Here is an 18,750-nt window from a genome sequence, read left to right as displayed (position 1 = left end):
ATACTATTTAACTTTTTATATTGAATAGTATAACATAAATATTTAAAAAGTGAATAATATTAATTTTTTTTAATAAATTATTTTAATTGAGTTTTACTATATGTATATAGCGAGAACAGATATTTAACACATTCTTTTTTAGAAGCCCTTAAATATTCCCAATAAAAAAAGAGTGAATGCAATCATTCACTCTTTAATCTAGCCATAGGGCTAATATACTTAAAAGCTGTTGTTTTGTTTCTTCCACAGGACCGTTGTTATTGATCACCGCATCGGCTAAGGCTACTTTTTGAATCAATGGCAGCTGTGCATGGATACGCGCATAGGCATCCTCCGCCGAGAGGTTATTACGCGACTTTAACCTTTCTAGCTGCACAGACTCATCGACATATACAACTACTACTCTATCGACTAAATGTGTCAAATCGCTTTCAAACAGCAGCGGAATATCTAATACAACGGCTTCGTAACCTTCCTCTATATAGCTTTCCTTTTGAGAAAGCATTTCTTTTCTTACGGCAGGATGTACAATTGCATTCAACTTTTTACGTTCTTCCTCTTGATAAAACACAATTTCCCCTAAAGCCGCTCGATTGATCTCCGCGTTCTCGTGAAGAATAGAACGGCCGAACGTCTCGACAATTTGTTTGTATGCTTCTTTTCCTGGTTCTACGACTTCTTTTGCAATGTGATCAGCGTCGATTACTGGAATATTGATATCTCGTAGCATTCCGGTTACCGTGCTTTTCCCGCTTGCAATTCCGCCTGTTAATCCAATTACAATTGACATTGGCCTCTCCTTTATCTCTTTATTTAAAATCTAAAAATACCTAAAATAATGAGCAGAACTCCTGGTACAAATGAGAACATTTTCATCCATGATAAACGTGAAAAAACCTTGCCAAATTGTATGCCCGCACTTAAAAAAAGAGAACTCATAAGAGCTACAGCAATTGCTAGAGCATACGGCGAATAACCTAATAAAGCCGCTCCAAACCCCGCTCCAAATGCATCAAGAGATAATGCAATTCCAAGTATAAATGCTTCAATACCATTGATGGAACCTGAATTATCTAAATCTGCTGCAATTGGCTTTTTTAATACGTTAATGACTAGGCCAATTGACTTAATTTCAATTTTTACTAATGTTTTTTCTTCTTTTACTCGAGGTGAATCTGCCGGACAAAAAAACTGGTATAAAATCCACATCCCAAGCAGAACAAGAATACCTCCGCCTACTTTATTTAGTACATCCACTGAAAATAGATGCGTAAGTACTTTTCCTAAAAACATAGAAAACATTAAAGAAAATGCTGAGCAACATGAAATAATAAAAATGGATTTCAGCGGGATTTTCACCTTTCGAAGTCCGTATGTCAGGCCAACACTAAAGCTGTCAAGACTTACGGCAAAAGCAAGAATAAGTAAAGAAAATGTTATCATGATGAGAGGACTCCTTTCCTTTCTGTCTATACGTAGTATATGAAAGGAGCCCATCCATTGTTATTTTTTATCCGGCTGACAATTTGGGCAGATATGTGTTCCTCTACCGCCTACAACAAATTTTTCAATTGGGGTACCGCACATTTTACAGGATTCGCCTTTTCTTCCGTACACATAAAGCTGCTGCTGAAACATGCCTATTTGTCCCTGTGTGTTTACATACGTGCGAATGGTGCTGCCTCCTTGTTTCACAGCTTCTTGAAGAGTCGCTACAATTTCTTCGTACAATTTTTCATACTCTTCGTCTGTTAATTGGCTGGCCACTCGTTCAGGATGAATCCCTGCGCGAAACAGTGCTTCATCTACATAAATATTTCCAAGGCCAACCACGACATTTTGATCGAGTAAAACCGGCTTGATTTTTCGAGAGGTTTTGCCGATTCTCATTTTTAATTGACTAGGATTAAATGTTTCGTCAAACGGTTCAGGTCCAAGGCCAATAAGAGGAGGAAACAGATCTTCCTCTCCCTTTTTAAATAAGTGCATAGTACCAAACTTCCTTACATCCCGGTATCGCAATTCCGTTCCATCCGTGAAGTGAAAAAAGACGTGTACATGCTTATCTGGTTCTTCTGCATTCTCATGGAGAGCATATTTCCCTTCCATACGCAAATGAGAAACCATCGTATAATCATCGAGCACAATTTTCAAAAATTTACCTCTGCGTTCAACATCTCGAATGGTTTGTCCAACAAGCGCATCACAAAACTGTTCAACTTGTTCAGGACGTTTGATAATATTAGGCCATTTAACTGTTACACGCTCAATGGTCTTTCCACTGGCTAATTCAATTAACGTACGTCTGACGGTTTCAACTTCTGGTAATTCTGGCACGTTTGTCACATCCTTTTTCCACTACTTTGCTTCGTACCAAGTCTTTCCGTAAGAATAATCTACTTTCAACGGAACTTCTAACTCTAAAGCGTTCTCCATTACTTCTGGTACGATTTTCTCTAAAATTTTAATTTCTTCTTCTGGGGCTTCAAAAATCAGCTCATCGTGTACTTGAAGCAGCAGCTTAGCCTGAAGATTTTCATCTTTTAAGCGCTTATCCATTTCAATCATTGCTTTTTTAATAATATCAGCTGCCGTCCCTTGGATAGGCGTATTCATAGCCGTACGCTCAGCGAAGCTGCGGAGGTTAAAATTTCGGCTCGTGATTTCAGGCAAGTAACGTCGGCGGTGCAAGAGCGTTGTTACATATCCCTTTTCTTTTGCATCGCGTACAATCGTATCCATATACTCCTGTACACCAGGGAAGCTTTTTAAATAGCGTTCAATAAAAGTAGCCGCTGCTTTTCTTGTAATTCCTAAACTTTGCGATAAACCGTAATCACTGATGCCATAGACGATTCCAAAGTTAACTGCTTTAGCCTGGCGGCGCATATTGGACGTTACTTCTTCTCTTTCGACGTGGAACACATCCATCGCTGTTTTCGTATGAATATCTAAGTCATGCTTAAACGCATCAATTAGCTTTTCATCATCTGCAATATGAGCCAGTACGCGCAGCTCAATTTGTGAATAATCCGCTGCAAATATCAACCAATCAGGCTGTGAAGGCACAAACGCACCTCTTATTTTTTTACCTTCTTCAAGACGAATCGGGATGTTTTGCAAGTTAGGATCTACTGAGCTTAATCTTCCCGTTTGAGTTAACGTTTGATTAAAGCGGGTATGAACTTTTCCATCGCTTTCATGAATAACCTTTTTTAATCCTTCAATATACGTAGACTGTAATTTTCCTAGCTGACGGTATTGTAAAATCTCTGGGATAATATCATGGGTACTAGCTAATTGCTCTAATACATCAGCTGATGTGGAATAGCCTGTTTTTGTTTTCTTTATGACCGGAAGCTGCATTTTTTCAAAAAGAACAACTCCTAGCTGCTTTGGCGAATTAATATTGAATTCTTGTCCAGCGTATTCGTAGATTTTCGCTTCAATTTTTTCAAGCTGCTCTCGAAGATCTTCACCCATTTCATCCAAACGCGCGCGGTCAATTTTCACCCCTTGATATTCCATATCAGCAAGGACAATGGCAAGAGGCATTTCAAGCTTCTCAAACAGCTCAAACTGTTCATTTTCCACCAATTCTTTTTCTAACACTTCTTTTAAATAAGCTACGGCGGCTGCTTTTCTTACAACATGCTCAGCTAGCTGAGCAGCTTCTGCAATGCTTCGCTTAGCTCCTTTTCCATACACAGCTTCATCTGATTGCACTTGATGGTATCCTTTTAATTTTGCAATTGTCGCTAGGTCATCATTTGCCTCAGCAGGATTCAAGATGTAAGAAGCAATCATTACATCATGTTCAATTCCTTTAATTTCATGCCCCGCCCATTTTAATGATACAATCGTACGTTTCCCATTAAACACCGTCTTTTTTACACGTCCATCTTCTAACCATGCTTTAAATTTAGAAGATGAAAGAGCTGTATCTTTATCAATAAAATAGTGACCATTTTTGTTGCTGATTCCAAAACCGAGCAGCTGATTGTGATGGTAGTTTTCTTCATACCCTTCTACGATCAGAGCTGCTTCGCTTGTTAACATATCATCGTGAACTTCCTGCGCTATTTCAAACGTTAGTTCTTCAAAATCTGCTTCCTCTTCTGCTGATTCACCAAATTTAGCAAGCAAAGAATTAAACCCAAGCTCTTTAAATAATGAGATGACCTTTGAAGATTCAAACCCGTCATACTTTGCATCTTCTACAGATACTTCAAGAGGCGCTTCGCAATAAATAGTTGCAAGCTTTTTACTCATGATAGCTGATTCACGATTATCTTCTAGCTTTTCTTTTAATTTTTTACCGCTGACTTGATCGATAGATTTCAATACATTTTCAACCGTTTCGAACTCTTTTAATAACTTTAAGGCTGTTTTTTCGCCGACTCCGGGCACGCCTGGGATATTATCCGAGCTGTCCCCCATAAGGCCTTTCATATCAATAATTTGTGCAGCCGTAATACCATACTTTTCATCAATGGCTGCAGGCGTATAGGAATCGACATCCGTAATTCCTTTTCTCGTAATATCTACGGTTACATGTTCTGACACAAGCTGAAGTAAATCTTTATCACCAGAAATGACTTTTACGGCCATTCCTTTTTGTTCAGCTTGTTTTGAAAGCGTACCGATAATATCATCTGCTTCATAATCAGGCAGTTCATAGCGCTTAATCCCATATGCATCTAATAACTCACGAATAAAGGGAAACTGCTCTGAAAGTTCAGGAGGCGTCTTTTGTCTTCCTCCTTTGTATTCTGTAAATGTTTTGTGGCGAAACGTTGTTTTCCCTGCATCAAATGCCACAAGTAAATGTGTCGGCTTCTCTTCCTCTAAGATACGTGTCAGCATTGTAGTAAAGCCATATATGGCATTTGTATGTATTCCTTTATCATTGTTTAAAAGCGGCAAAGCAAAAAATGCACGGTAGGCAATACTATTCCCGTCAATTAATACTAGTTTTTGTGTCATTCATGTTCCTCCATTTCGCTCTCTTCTTATCTTACCTTTATTTTAGCAAACAATAAGCTTTAAGGACAAAAAGTAATCTTGAGTTCAACGTTTTATTTTCATGTGGTGATAAGATCTGTACATCATAAAATAAAAACACCGCCTAGTTATTTTAGGCGGTGTAACATGTGAATGGATAGAAATTGTCAAAAAGAATCGGCGAAAATAGCACGGTTAAAGCTATTTTCGCCTTACACATTGGCTCCTTGGATGAAGGGGTTTCCATGAAAAATTGTATCAATTAATTATTAAGCTACATTAAATAAATTGTAAAAGGAACGTAAACATTTTACATCTGCGGCAAATACTTGTGCAGCTTGACCGAAAAAGTTGTCCCTTTATTGACTTCACTTTTCACTTCAATTTCCCCTTTATGAGCTTCAACGAGATGTTTAACAATTGCTAATCCAAGACCTGTTCCTCCGGAATTACGGCTTCTTGCTTTATCTACTCGGTAAAAGCGCTCAAAAATACGTGAAATTTCATCAGAATCAATACCGATACCTGTATCTTGAACATGAACCGTAATCGTTTCTTCTTCCTCTTCAAGCGAAACGTGAACAGTTCCTTCAGGCATTGTATACATGAGCGCATTGCCGATTAAGTTAACAAACACTTGCATAAGGCGCTGACTGTCACCATCAATCCACGCTTCTTCAGGAAGCGTATCTAACGTTAGCGTGATTTCTTTTTCAGTCGCTCGGTTTGATAGCACTGTTATGACCTCATAGAGAAGGGTATTCAAATCTACTGGATGGATGCTTAGCTTAAACCCTTGCTGTTCAACTTTAGACAAATCTAAAAGATCTTGAATCAGACTCTCCATGCGCTGACTTTCCGTTAAAATGATCGATAGAAACTGCTGGCGCAGCTGTGGATCTTCCATGGCACCGTCTAACAATGTCTCACTAAACCCTTTTATAGACGTAATAGGAGTTTTTAGTTCATGAGACACATTTGCTACAAAGTCACGGCGAACTTGTTCTAGCTTTTTCAGCTCGGTAATATCATGGAAAACAAGCACAATCCCTTTCCATTCATCGTTTAAGCCAATAATCGGCGCTCCGTAAACATCAAAATATCTTCGTTCAATATTTAAAGGGAGAACCACTTGTTTTCGAACCTTTACTTCCGTCATAAATATTTTTTCCACAAGCTTAATGATTTCTTTATGCTCAAATACCTCGTAATACAAATGATAAAGGAAGTCATCCGGATGTATATGAAACTGCTCTTTATAAGCTCGATTCACTAAGTTTATATAGCCTCTACTATCGATAAGAAGCATGCCGCTTCCCATATTTTCAATTAGCGTGCGCAGCCTGTCCTGCTGCATTTCTTGATTAGTGATAGACTCTTGCAGATTACGAGCAAGTGCGTTAATAGACTGACTCAGCATCCCTGTTTCATCTACATAATCTTCATATGTACGAGCTTTATAATTCCCTTTTGCAAGTTCCATAGCCACTTTGGTTGCCGATTCAATAGGACGGGTATAGCGTCCCATAATCTTTACACCTAAGAGTAAAATCACAATCAAAGCTAGACCTAAGCTTCCAATAAGAAGGCCCCAAATTTGCTGATTTACTTGTTTTAATGAATCAAACGATGTACTCAGCACAACAAATCCCTCTTGCTTACCTTCTATAATAAGCGGGATGCCATAATAATATAAGTCGTAATCTTCTTTAATTTGATCAAAGCTTTTTTTACTGTTTAACTGCTTTTTTAATACTTGTTGGATTACGATACTTTTTTCGATTCTTTGCTGCTTGCTGCCTGGATTTGAGTCAACTAATATTTTTCCGTCTTTTTGAACGATAGTCGTTCGTACACTTAACGAATGGCTGATTTGATCAACTTTAGATTTTAAAGCAGGACTTGTGATACCTTCTTCGCTAATGTACATTTCTACAAGCTTTGCCTCTTTTTCCATTCGCTCTTGAAACGTCTGAAAATAAAAGTTTTTAAACAACTGTCCCAGCAGCAGGCCAAGACCTACTAATACAATAATAATAAGTACTAATAGAGCCAAAAGTAGCCTTGAACGAAATTTATTCATCTACCTTTGGTTCCTCCAGCTTATATCCTAATCCTCTAATCGTTTTTATATAAACAGGTTTTCGCGTATTGTGTTCAATTTTCTCACGCAAATGGCTGATGTGCACATCTACAATTCGCGTATCTCCGGCAAAATCATAATTCCACACTGCACTTAGCAGCTGATCACGAGTTAATACCCGTCCTTTGTATTTTGCCAAATATAATAATAACTCAAATTCTTTCGGAGTAAGCTCAAGCTGCTCTTGATTAAAGTATGCCTCATAATGATCTGGAAGAATTTTTAAATCACCGATCATGATGCGCTCGCCATCTTCCTCTTGTTCATTTTCCTGAGCAATGATTTGTGTTCTGCGTAAAATGGCTTTTACACGCGCTACTACTTCTCGAGGGCTAAATGGTTTCGTCATGTAGTCATCTGCGCCAAGCTCTAGCCCTAATACTTTGTCGAACTCATCGTCTTTTGCAGTTAACATTAAAATAGGCGTCATCACTTTTTGCTGACGAAGCTTTTTACAAACTTCAATTCCATCCATCTTAGGAAGCATCAAGTCTAACACAATTAAATCCGGTTTTCCTTCTAGTGCCTTGTTGTATCCTTCTTCCCCGTCTTCAGCTGTTTCTACTGTAAAGCCAGCTTGCTGTAAATTATATTGTAATAATGTTGAAATTGATTGTTCATCATCTACGACTAATAATTTCTTACTCATATTAACGATATAAGCCTCCATCTAGTTAAATTAAACCGCAGCTTCATCCAAATGATATTATTTTCTATTTATCTTCTCTTATCATACAATGTTTTAGCCTCGTTCTCCAATACATTTCAACATTTTCAGAAAATATGACCAAACAGTTTCTTCTATATTTATAAATATTTAAGGCGTTTTAAAAATTTTCAAAGTCGTGTGTCTCTACCGATGGAAGTCTAAACGGCGGATACACAAGAAACCGCGCCGTTACTACTTTCTCTTTTTGCTCATTGACCGCTTCCACCTCAATCGTAACAGTTCTAGAAGAAACATCTACCTCTGTCACTTCAAATAAAAATTCAATCGTGCTATAATGATGAATCTTTTTAGGGAAGGCTACCGTATGTTCTGCAACGTGGCTTCCAGGTCCGGGCAAATACTTTGAAATGGCTGCTGTCATAATACCGGTAATCATAATACTTGGCACAATAGGTTTTTTAAAAGGGGTCTGAGATGCGTAATCATGCTGAATGTATAAAGGGTTAGAATCGTTTGTCAGCCCTAAGTACAATAAGATATCTTTATCTTCAATTCGTTCCGTTAGCGTTAATTTTTCTCCAACTTTTATATCTTCAATACTTCGGCCTATTTTTTGTTTTTTACCTAATACCATCATCATTCCACCTTTTGTATAAAGTAATAGCTTTTCTTTATATACAAGAAAAATTCGAGGTTTCCCTCGAATTTTCCTTGTGACTATTGTTTGAATATTGATAAAAACCTATACTCAAACCTATTTTATTGTATTAAGCTAATACACCCATGACAGTTTTAACTGATTTTGCTGATTGATCTAAAGAAGCTTTTTCAGAATCAGTCAGTTCTAATTCAATTACCTGCTCAATTCCTGCAGCTCCTAATACGGTTGGAACACCTAAGTAGATGCCATTATAACCATATTCACCCTCCAGGTAAGCAATCGCTGGTAAAATACGACGCTGATCTTTTAAGATCGCTTCTGTCATTTCCACTAAAGAAGCAGCAGGCGCGTAGTATGCACTTCCGTTACCTAATAAGTTAACGATCTCGCCGCCGCCTTTGCGTGTTCTTTCAACAATTGCTTCAAGACGCACTTTTGGAATAAGCGTTTCAAGAGGAATACCGCCAGCATATGAGTAGCGTACAAGAGGTACCATATCGTCGCCATGTCCACCAAGTACAAAACCTGTAATATCTTTTACTGAAATGTTTAACTCCTGCGCTACGAACGTACGGAAACGTGCAGAATCTAATACGCCTGATTGACCGATTACGCGGTTTTTAGGAAAACCAGATTCTTTAAATACTGTATACGTCATAGCATCTACCGGGTTTGTCAACACGATGATGTGACAGTTTGGCGAGTATTTAACAACTTCTTGAGTAACAGACTTCATGATTTTTTGGTTCGTTGTTACTAAATCATCGCGACTCATACCTGGCTTGCGCGCGATACCAGCTGTAATAATGACAATGTCAGAATCAGCTGTGTCTTCGTAGTTGGCTGTTCCTGTAATGTTAGCGTCAAAGCCTTGTACAGGACTTGCTTCTAACATATCCAGCGCTTTACCTTTAGCTGGATTTTCTAATTGCGGAATATCAACTAATACAACATCAGCTAATTCTTTTTGACCAATTAAAAAAGCAGTTGTAGCTCCTGTAAAGCCCGCTCCGATAACAGATACTTTTTTACGCATATTTGCCATTATAATTCCTCCCCTAAATGAATAGCTATTAAACTGTTACTTGTTTTCCTAGATTGCTAATTAATTCATCAGCAAACTCTGAACACTTCACTTCTGTTGCGCCGTCCATTAAACGTGCGAAATCATATGTTACTACTTTTGAAGCAATTGTTTTTTCCATTGATTTCATGATTAAATCCGCTGCTTCATTCCAGCCAAGGTGTTCAAGCATTAACACACCTGATAATAATACAGAAGATGGGTTTACTTTATCTAAACCAGCATATTTAGGTGCTGTACCGTGAGTTGCTTCAAAGATAGCATGTCCAGTTTCGTAGTTGATATTTGCCCCTGGAGCAATTCCGATACCGCCAACTTGTGCTGCTAATGCATCTGAAATGTAATCTCCATTTAAATTCATTGTTGCTACTACATCGAATTCACGTGGACGAGTTAAAATTTGTTGTAAGAAGATATCTGCAATTGAATCTTTTACAATAATTTTTCCTGCTGCTTCCGCTTCTGCTTGAGCTTTGTTTGCAGCCTGTGCACCTTCTTTTTCAACGATGCGGTCATATTGAGCCCAAGTAAATACTTTATCGCCGAATTCTTTTTCAGCTAGCTCATAGCCCCAATTTTTAAATGCGCCTTCTGTATATTTCATAATGTTACCTTTGTGTACAAGCGTAACAGACTTGCGACCTTGTTCAATTGCATAGTTGATTGCTGCACGCACAAGACGCTCTGTTCCTTCAGAAGAAATAGGCTTAATACCTAATCCAGAAGTTTCAGGGAAACGGATTTTATTTACGCCTAATTCCGTTTGTAGGAATGAAACAAGCTTTTGTACTTCTTCAGAACCCTTCGCATATTCAATACCAGCATAAATATCTTCAGTATTTTCACGGAAGATAACCATATCTGTATCTTCAGGGCGCTTAATTGGAGAAGGTACGCCGTCAAAGTAGCGAACAGGACGTAAGCATGTGAATAAGTCTAATTCTTGACGCAATGCCACGTTTAGAGAACGAATTCCACCGCCTACTGGTGTTGTTAATGGTCCTTTGATTGCAATTATGTATTCGCGAATTGCATCTAACGTTTCTTCCGGTAACCATTCGCCAGTTTGATTAAATGCTTTTTCACCTGCTAATACTTCTTTCCAAACGATTTCTTTTTCACCATTGTATGCTTTTGCAACCGCTGCTTCTAGTACGCGAGAAGCTGCTGCCCAGATATCCGGACCAATTCCGTCACCTTCGATAAATGGAATAATTGGGTTATTTGGTACGTTTAACACGCCGTTTGCTACAGAAATTTGTTCACCTTTTGTCATGAGAATGACCTCCTTAAAAAATTTGTCTACTTTCACTTATGGAAAAGTGCTCAACGAACGTGAGCACCTTCGTCACATTGTTTAGCTGCGCTCTTCAAGCGGAATGTACGTTTGTTTTCCAGGACCGATATAATCAGCTCTTGGACGAATCAAACGATTGTTTGAATACTGCTCTAAAATGTGAGCAATCCATCCTGATACGCGGCTTACGGCAAAGATCGGAGTAAATAGATCGTGATCAATCCCTAAGCTGTGGTATACAGAAGCTGAATAGAAATCAACGTTTGGCGGAAGTTTTTTCTCGCCTGTTACGATCTCTTCAATTTTCACTGACATATCGTATAGCGTTGTATCTCCTGCTTGTTTGGTAAGTTTTTCAGACATTTCTTTCAAGTGCTTGGCACGAGGATCACCCTGCTGATACACACGATGTCCAAATCCCATAATCTTTTCTTTTTTCGCGAGCTTTTCGCGAATATAAGGTTCCGCGTTTTCAACTGTTTGAATGTCAGACAACATTTTCATAACAGCTTCATTCGCTCCCCCGTGAAGAGGACCCTTTAATGCTCCAATAGCGGCTGTAACTCCTGAATAAATATCGGATAACGTTGCCACACAGACACGAGCTGTAAAAGTTGAAGCATTTAGCTCATGATCAGCATGTAAGACAAGTGCTTTATCAAATGCCTCTACTTGGATATCAGTTGGCTCTTCGCCGGTTAACATATATAAAAAGTTAGCGGCAATGCTATAGTTTTCGTTTGGTTCAATTGGCTCTAATCCGTTACGGACTCTTGAAAAAGCCGTTACCACCGTTGGTAATTGTGCTTGCAAACGAACAGCTTTGCGATAATTTGCTTCTTCATCCATTAAATCAGCTTCAGGATCGTACAACCCCAATAGTGATACGACTGTTCTTAAAGCTGCCATTGGATGAACATCTTTAATTGGATAAGTTTTGAAATGCTCTAAGACTTCTTGGGGTAATTTAGCGTTTTCTGCTAGTAATCTAGAAAACACAGATAATTCTTCTTTGTTAGGTAATTTTCCGTGCCATAGTAAATACACCACTTCTTCAAATGTTGCATAATTCGCTAAATCATCAATATTGTAGCCTTGATATGTTAAAGTGTCATCAATAATTGAACTTACTGCTGACGTTGTAGCGACTACCCCTTCTAGACCTCGAGTTGCTGTCATAAATCTCCACTCCTTTACAGAAAAAATTCCCCATACCTTTCTGTGTAAAACGTGAAAAACAAAATTGAGCCCCTGCTCAACTAGACATTAAATGATATACGAAGCGCCTCTTTTGAATATATATCTTGGAAGAACATCCCTTCACCCCACGTAAAGAAAATGCTTACATTTCCATTTGTTTCAATAACACACAAAATCAAAACATCTGCATGTGTCATTGCTTTGTTACAGCCCTATAGGTAAAACATACAATTGTATGTAAAAAGATGCGGCCTCAAAATATATTATAAACAATTATCTGACTTTTGTGAATCAAAAGAGAGAAGAAATTTCAAAAAAATTATTATTATACAAAAATTTCTACGAAAAAAGTTCAGTTAATTTCATAAATAAATAAGCGATTCCAGCACCGATTAACGGACCTACTGCTACCCCTTGAAACAGCGCCACAGCAAGAATTGTGCCAAAAACTAAAGCGGTCGTAATATGCGGATCATCTTCCAAGAGTGTAAGTCCATATTTGGCAATAATTGCTACAGCAATTCCGGCTCCTAGAGCAATCCAGGCATAAGAAGATTTCACGGCCTCTCCTAATTGTTTGAATCCTATGTCTCCTGTTGCAATTGGCACAAGAACAGCAATTGTAATAACCGTTACGCCAATATTAATTCCTTTTGATTGTAGAAACGGAAAAACCTTACCGTCTAACCCGATTAATTTTAAAATAAGTAAAAATGCAACTGCAATGATTAATGATTGATTTTTAGCCATTAATCCAATTACGAGTAAAACAGCTAAAAAAAGCATGGGTTGTGAGAACATTTTACTCATCCTTTCTTTTTTTATTGTGATAAATCTAAAGCGTATTACGTAAATATTTTATGAGTAGCTTTTTCTTTTGTTGACTATCGTTTACAAGGAGGCCTCTATTTATTGTGTACAAGCTTCATTTACATCGACTATTTCGCTTAGCTTGTGTATTGGCAATTATTGCAGCATCTATATTTCTTAGTTATTATGTCTCTTCTCTCATATATCCATTTATTATCGCCTGCTGCATCGCTTTTTTTATAAATCCTATGGTTAATCTATTTGAATTGAAGCTGCGCTTACCCCGCTACTTAGCTGTTTTACTGTCAATGGTTCTGGTCTTCTCTCTTTTGGCTGGACTTATTACGTTACTTATCACAGAAATCATTGCAGGAAGTACGTATTTAGCGAAAGTTGTTCCCACAAATTTCAAAGAAGTGGTCATATTTATTGAAAATATTGCTACAGAACAAATACTTCCTTTTTATGAACGCATTACTTCTATGTTTAATAACTTAAATACCGGTCAGCAAGCAACTATTTTATCGAACATTAAAGGGGTAGGCAACCATATCGCTCAAACGGTGGGCGATTTTCTCCAAAATGTATTGCAAAGCATCCCAGTACTTTTATCCGTACTGCCTAATGCAGCTACCGTGATTATTTTTTCATTACTGGCTACTTTTTTTATTAGTAAAGATTGGTACAAGCTGATGGCTAAAAGCAGCGTGTTTATTCCTAAAAAAGTAAGGGAAAATGGACAGACAGTGGGTGTGGAGCTTAAAAATGCACTGTTTGGTTTTATTAAAGCTCAGCTTACGCTTATTTCGATTACCACAATTATCGTTCTTTTTGGTTTACTTGTTCTTAGGGTTGATTATGCTATTACAGTCGCTTTATTGATTGGCTTAGTAGATATTCTTCCTTACCTCGGAACAGGACTGATTTTTGTTCCTTGGATGATTTATGCCTTTGCCACACATAACGTGTCATTTGCTGTAGGGCTTTCGGTACTATATGCTGTAGTACTTGTGCAGCGACAAATTATGGAACCAAAAATTTTGTCATCAAGCATTGGTCTTGATCCTCTCGCTACATTAATTTCTTTATTTGTAGGATATCAATTGATTGGATTTTTCGGATTAATAGTTGGCCCTGTGATTCTTGTTATTCTAAAAACACTTCATACAACGGGAGTTTTTAAAGAAACGTGGCAATTTATTATAGGAAAATGAAAAAGTGTGTGAAAGAAGCTTCTTTCACACACTTTCTAGTTAACGAATAATCGTCATTCGATTACGTCCTTGAAAAAATCTTCTTAGCCACGTTAAAAGAAAAGGCTTAACGATTCTGCGTGTAAACGGCAGTAAAAAGATAAAGCCCACAACATCTGTCAAGAAGCCTGGAAACAGCAGAAACAGTCCGCCAAATAGTACACACATGCCATCAAGGATTTCACCGCTTGGAACATGTCCCTGGCTCATCTGACGCTGTGCCTTTTGAAAAAGAGATGTTCCTTGTTTTTTCGCTAGAAACGCACCAATAAAACTGGTAGCAATAATCAGTAAAAATGTTGACATTACACCAATGAGATGACTTGAATAAATCAAAATCATTACCTCAACAGCAGGTACAATAAGAAGGAGCGGAAGGAGCTTCCTCACCATCATCACCTCTTCGCTTATTGAATTGCCTAAACAAAAAGAGAAGGATTCCCCTTCTCTTTTTTCTATCATCTACGTGTTCTTACAGTACGCTTGCGTGTCCGTTGTATACGACACCACGTGAAGCATCAACTGTAATATCTTGATCTTCTGAGAATACGCTTGTTGCATTTTCTACGCCTACAATGACAGGAATGCTTAAGTTTAACCCTACTACAGCTGCATGGCTTGTTAGACCGCCTTCTTCTGTAATAAGAGCTCCTGCTTTTTCGATTGCACTGATCATATCGCGATCTGTGCTGTTTGTAACAAGGATAGCACCTTCAGTCATTTTTGCATTTGCTTCTTCAGCAGTTTTAGCAATAACTACTTTACCAACTGCTGCTTTACGACCAATTCCTTGTCCTTTAGCAAGAACGTCACCTACAACTTGAACTTTCATTAAGTTCGTTGCACCTGATTCTCCAACTGGAACACCAGCTGTAATAACCACTAAGTCGCCGTGTGCTACAACGCCTGTTTTTACTGCGTCATTTACAGCGTGATCTAACATATCGTCAATCGTATTTACGCGCTCACCAACAACTGGTGTAACACCCCATACTAGAGACAGACGACGTGCAACAGAATCGTTTGCTGCAACAGCTACGATTGGAGATTGCGGACGATATTTAGAAACGATTTTCGCTGTATAACCACTTTCTGTTGGCGCTACGATTGCACTAGCGTTTAAGTTAAGCGCTGTGTGTACAACAGATTGTCCAATTGCATCTGTAATAGATGGGCCAACTTGCTTGCTGCGCTGTTGTAAAATCTCAGAGTAGTTTAGAGCTTGCTCAGCACGAGAAGCGATTGAATGCATTGTTTGTACAGCTTCAACTGGGTAAGAACCTGCAGCTGTTTCACCAGATAACATAATTGCATCTGTACCATCAAAGATAGCATTGGCAACGTCACTTGCTTCCGCACGAGTCGGGCGCGGGTTGCGTTGCATTGAATCAAGCATTTGTGTAGCTGTAATAACTGGTTTGCCAAGCGCATTACATTGTTTGATTAGATCTTTTTGTACTAATGGTACTTCTTCAGCAGGAATTTCTACTCCTAAGTCACCACGAGCAACCATTAAACCGTCTGAAACTTCAAGAATTTCCTTGATGTTATCTACGCCTTCTTGGTTTTCGATTTTTGAGATGATTTGAATGTGAGCTGCATTGTGTTTTTCTAGTAGTTCACGAATTTCTAATACATCAGATGCGCGACGCACAAAAGAAGCAGCAATAAAATCAATGCCTTGTTCGATACCAAATACAATATCGCTTGCATCTTTTTCAGTGATACCAGGAAGGTTTACACTTACGTTTGGCACGTTTACACCTTTTTTATTTTTTAATGTACCAGGGTTAAGTACTTTTGTTTTAATTTCACCATCAGTTTTATTGATGTCTAGTACTTCAAGACCGATTAAACCGTCATCTAAAAGGATTTTTGATCCTACGTGTACGTCCTCGATTAGACCTGGATATGTAATTGAGAATTTTTCAGTTGTTCCCACTACTTCTGTCATAGAAACAATGATTTCAGAGCCTTCTTCTAACTCAATTGCACCATTTTCCATTGTGTTTGTACGAATTTCAGGTCCTTTTGTATCAAGTAAGATACCTACTGTTTTACCTGTTTGTTTCGCAGCTTCACGAATGTTAACAATACGTGCACCGTGCTCTTCAAAGTCACCGTGAGAGAAGTTTAGACGACAAACGTTTAAGCCTGAGTTAATTAGTTCAACTAATTTTTCTACACTTTCACTCGCTGGTCCAATAGTACATACAATTTTAGTTTTACGCATTCAAATTTCCTCCTATATATTTACTATTTACTCCTTAGATAGGGCAAATAGCTATTTCTTTTACTAACCTTGTACTAGCAGGCTGTGAACAAATATTTTGTTGCCCTGACTTGTTCACCTTGCTTTACGTGTAACTTATGAAATACCTATGTAGCGCTGAATCAAATAGCAAACACAAACACATACACAGCACTTTAACGATGAATTTCTTCATCGTTTGCTTCTTGTTTTACTATTCCCTGCAATTCATACAGCAATACTTGCTGCCTGATTTGTCTTATATATCTCACGTTTTAGAGAAAAGACAAACGCTAGCACAGCTGCTAATAACCATAGGAAATTTTTTAAAAACACTCTTTTTCTACTTTTACTTAAAGGTTTTTGCTGTCTATAAAATACCACGAAGAACTTGTAAACACAATAGAGAAGGGCTATACAAACCGCACAAAAACGCGCACCCTTATTTTTCAAGAGTGCACGTTTCTTTATTTTATAGTAATGGCATCGTTTTCAGCTGTAAATTGTCCGATTTTTTTGTATTTTAAATAACGCTCTTCCACTAGCTCTTCTTTTGATAAATTCATCAGCTCTTTTAATGATTTCTTGATAATGCCCTCCATGTATCCAGCTTGTGCATCGATATCTCGGTGAGCTCCGCCTTTTACCTCTGAAACCATTTCATCTACAATGCCCAGTTCTTTCAAATCTGGTGCTGTAATCTTCATCGTTTCAGCAGCTTTTTTCGCAAGAGAAGAATCTTTCCAAAGAATGGCTGCCGCTCCTTCTGGAGAAATAACTGAATACGTCGAGTTCTCAAGCATATGAAGGTGATTTCCTAAACCTAATGCCAAGGCTCCCCCGCTTCCTCCTTCTCCAATTACAATGCAAATAACAGGTACAGTTAAGCCAGCCATTTCGAAAAGGTTTTTCGCAATAGCTTCGCTTTGTCCGCGCTCTTCTGCCGCTTTTCCTGGATAAGCTCCTTTTGTATCAATAAAGCAAATAATTGGGCGGTTAAATTTCTCCGCTTGCTTCATTAGACGCAGTGCTTTACGGTAGCCTTCAGGATGAGGCATACCAAAATTACGGCGAATATTTTCTTTCGTATCTTTACCTCTCTGATGTCCAATCACGGTAACAGGCACGCCATTAAACTTGGCAATTCCTCCTACGATTGCTTCATCATCTCCATAAAAGCGATCTCCATGACACTCTAAAAAGTTTGTAAACAAGCGAGAAATATAATCGAGTGTTGTAGGACGCTCAGGATGACGAGCAATTTGAACACGGTTCCATGGGCTTAGATGATTGTAAATATCGTTTTCTACTTTTTCTAAGCGATTTTCTAACTTATCAATTTCGCTAGATAAATCCACTTCTGTATTTTTAGCAAACTCTTTAAGCTCTGCAATCTTGTTTCGCAACTCAACAATTGGACGTTCAAATTCTAATTCGCTTACCACTCGATGTCACCTCCTGCTACGTGTATATCTAAAATAGTTGTTAACGTTTCTTTTAAATCATGACGGTTAATAACTCCGTCTAGCTGACCATGCTTCAACAGAAATTCCGACGTCTGAAAATCTTCTGGAAGCTCTTCTCTAATTGTTTGTTCAATAATACGTCTTCCAGCAAAGCCAATTAACGCGCCCGGCTCGGCTAAATTATAATCACCTAACGAAGCAAAGCTTGCTGACACGCCTCCTGTAGTAGGATGTGTCATAATCGAAATGATTAAGCCGCCTTCATCACTGAACATTTTAAGAGCTGCGCTAGTTTTAGCCATTTGCATCAAGCTCAGAACACCTTCTTGCATACGTGCACCGCCTGAAGCTGTGAAAATAAGGAATGGAACATGCATTTCCTTCGCTTTTTCAATGGCGCGAGTAATTTTCTCGCCGACTACAGAACCCATGCTTCCCATACGGAAGTGTGAATCCATAACAGCAACTACTACTTTAATGCCCTCAATATCTCCTTCACCCGTAACAATCGCTTCACTTAAATTAGTTTTCTCACGATCTTTTTCGAGCTTTTCAAGATAATCAGGGAACCCAAGAGGATTTTCTGACGTCATATCTTTGTCGTATTCAACAAACGTTCCGCTGTCGATTAAGCTTTCGATACGCTCTGGTGCTGTCATTTGGTGATGATATCCACAGTTTAAGCATACTTTTAAGTTTTTATTTAACTCTTTCGTATACATTATTTTTTTACACTTTTTACACTTGGTCATAATTCCTTCAGGTACATCTTGTCTCATATGCTCAGAAGGAATCGTAGCATATTTTCGTTTTTTTGGAGTTTTTGTGTTTTTTGTAAATAAATCTCGTAACAAGGTGTAACCTCCTTTTGGTTCTTCTCTTTATCATAAGAACCTTTATTCTTCCTCTTC

Annotated in this window: 16 protein-coding genes; 1 reads left to right on the top strand and 15 read right to left on the bottom strand. The window is 38.2% G+C overall.

Annotation, left to right across the window (positions count from 1 at the left end):
• Positions 1 to 193: 193 nt before the first annotated feature.
• The 11 genes from coaE to AC0KUU_RS00660 form a co-directional block, all read right to left on the bottom strand.
• Positions 194 to 790 carry a dephospho-CoA kinase gene (coaE, locus tag AC0KUU_RS00710; RefSeq protein ID WP_322552452.1) on the bottom strand — a complete coding sequence of 199 codons (597 nt, stop codon included), beginning with the start codon at positions 788 to 790 and terminating at the stop codon, positions 194 to 196.
• Between the two features lie 23 nt (positions 791 to 813).
• Positions 814 to 1,443, bottom strand: coding sequence for a sporulation membrane protein YtaF (gene ytaF / locus AC0KUU_RS00705; RefSeq protein WP_016765704.1), 630 nt, complete (start codon positions 1,441 to 1,443; stop codon positions 814 to 816).
• 60 nt (positions 1,444 to 1,503) lie between these two features.
• Positions 1,504 to 2,337 carry a DNA-formamidopyrimidine glycosylase gene (gene mutM / locus AC0KUU_RS00700; protein WP_043976015.1) on the bottom strand — a complete coding sequence of 278 codons (834 nt, stop codon included), beginning with the start codon at positions 2,335 to 2,337 and terminating at the stop codon, positions 1,504 to 1,506.
• A 21-nt stretch (positions 2,338 to 2,358) separates the two neighbouring features.
• Positions 2,359 to 4,986 carry a DNA polymerase I gene (gene polA, locus AC0KUU_RS00695; RefSeq protein WP_322552453.1) on the bottom strand — a complete coding sequence of 876 codons (2,628 nt, stop codon included), beginning with the start codon at positions 4,984 to 4,986 and terminating at the stop codon, positions 2,359 to 2,361.
• 328 nt (positions 4,987 to 5,314) lie between these two features.
• On the bottom strand, positions 5,315 to 7,087 hold the full coding sequence (gene pnpS / locus AC0KUU_RS00690) for a two-component system histidine kinase PnpS (protein ID WP_322552454.1): 1,773 nt from the start codon (positions 7,085 to 7,087) through the stop codon (positions 5,315 to 5,317).
• The gene (locus AC0KUU_RS00685; RefSeq protein ID WP_013085192.1) at positions 7,080 to 7,796 is read right to left on the bottom strand and encodes a response regulator transcription factor; all 717 of its coding nucleotides are present in this window, start codon (positions 7,794 to 7,796) and stop codon (positions 7,080 to 7,082) included. The genes pnpS and AC0KUU_RS00685 overlap by 8 nt, the downstream gene beginning before the upstream one ends.
• 178 nt (positions 7,797 to 7,974) lie before the next feature.
• Positions 7,975 to 8,451, bottom strand: a complete 477-nt coding sequence (locus AC0KUU_RS00680) for a MaoC family dehydratase (RefSeq protein ID WP_016765707.1) — start codon at positions 8,449 to 8,451, stop codon at positions 7,975 to 7,977.
• Positions 8,452 to 8,584: 133 nt separating this feature from the next.
• Positions 8,585 to 9,523: a malate dehydrogenase gene (mdh, locus tag AC0KUU_RS00675; RefSeq protein ID WP_322552455.1), complete on the bottom strand. Its 939-nt coding sequence runs from the start codon at positions 9,521 to 9,523 to the stop codon at positions 8,585 to 8,587.
• 28 nt (positions 9,524 to 9,551) lie between these two features.
• Entirely contained in the window at positions 9,552 to 10,844 is a 1,293-nt protein-coding gene (gene icd, locus AC0KUU_RS00670) for an NADP-dependent isocitrate dehydrogenase (RefSeq protein WP_255255780.1), read from the bottom strand.
• Positions 10,845 to 10,919: 75 nt separating this feature from the next.
• Positions 10,920 to 12,038: a citrate synthase gene (gene citZ / locus AC0KUU_RS00665; RefSeq protein WP_322552456.1), complete on the bottom strand. Its 1,119-nt coding sequence runs from the start codon at positions 12,036 to 12,038 to the stop codon at positions 10,920 to 10,922.
• A gap of 360 nt (positions 12,039 to 12,398) precedes the next feature.
• On the bottom strand, positions 12,399 to 12,860 hold the full coding sequence (locus tag AC0KUU_RS00660) for a DUF441 domain-containing protein (RefSeq protein WP_322552457.1): 462 nt from the start codon (positions 12,858 to 12,860) through the stop codon (positions 12,399 to 12,401).
• Between the two features lie 113 nt (positions 12,861 to 12,973).
• Between AC0KUU_RS00660 and ytvI the strand changes: the two genes are divergently transcribed.
• Complete coding sequence (ytvI, locus tag AC0KUU_RS00655) at positions 12,974 to 14,083, top strand: sporulation integral membrane protein YtvI (protein ID WP_162215022.1); 1,110 nt, start codon at positions 12,974 to 12,976, stop codon at positions 14,081 to 14,083.
• 39 nt (positions 14,084 to 14,122) lie between these two features.
• Here the strand turns inward: ytvI and AC0KUU_RS00650 are convergent, their stop codons facing one another.
• The 4 genes from AC0KUU_RS00650 to accD form a co-directional block, all read right to left on the bottom strand.
• The gene (locus tag AC0KUU_RS00650; protein ID WP_025750656.1) at positions 14,123 to 14,515 is read right to left on the bottom strand and encodes an FxsA family protein; all 393 of its coding nucleotides are present in this window, start codon (positions 14,513 to 14,515) and stop codon (positions 14,123 to 14,125) included.
• 79 nt (positions 14,516 to 14,594) lie between these two features.
• Entirely contained in the window at positions 14,595 to 16,355 is a 1,761-nt protein-coding gene (pyk, locus tag AC0KUU_RS00645; protein WP_043976002.1) for a pyruvate kinase, read from the bottom strand.
• 485 nt (positions 16,356 to 16,840) lie between these two features.
• Positions 16,841 to 17,818 carry an acetyl-CoA carboxylase carboxyl transferase subunit alpha gene (gene accA, locus AC0KUU_RS00640; RefSeq protein WP_098197306.1) on the bottom strand — a complete coding sequence of 326 codons (978 nt, stop codon included), beginning with the start codon at positions 17,816 to 17,818 and terminating at the stop codon, positions 16,841 to 16,843.
• The gene (accD, locus tag AC0KUU_RS00635) at positions 17,812 to 18,693 is read right to left on the bottom strand and encodes an acetyl-CoA carboxylase, carboxyltransferase subunit beta (protein ID WP_043976000.1); all 882 of its coding nucleotides are present in this window, start codon (positions 18,691 to 18,693) and stop codon (positions 17,812 to 17,814) included. The genes accA and accD overlap by 7 nt, the downstream gene beginning before the upstream one ends.
• Positions 18,694 to 18,750 lie beyond the last annotated feature (57 nt).

This window comes from Priestia sp. ST2 (assembly GCF_055810735.1).
This window is presented reverse-complemented; position numbering and strand designations above follow the sequence as displayed.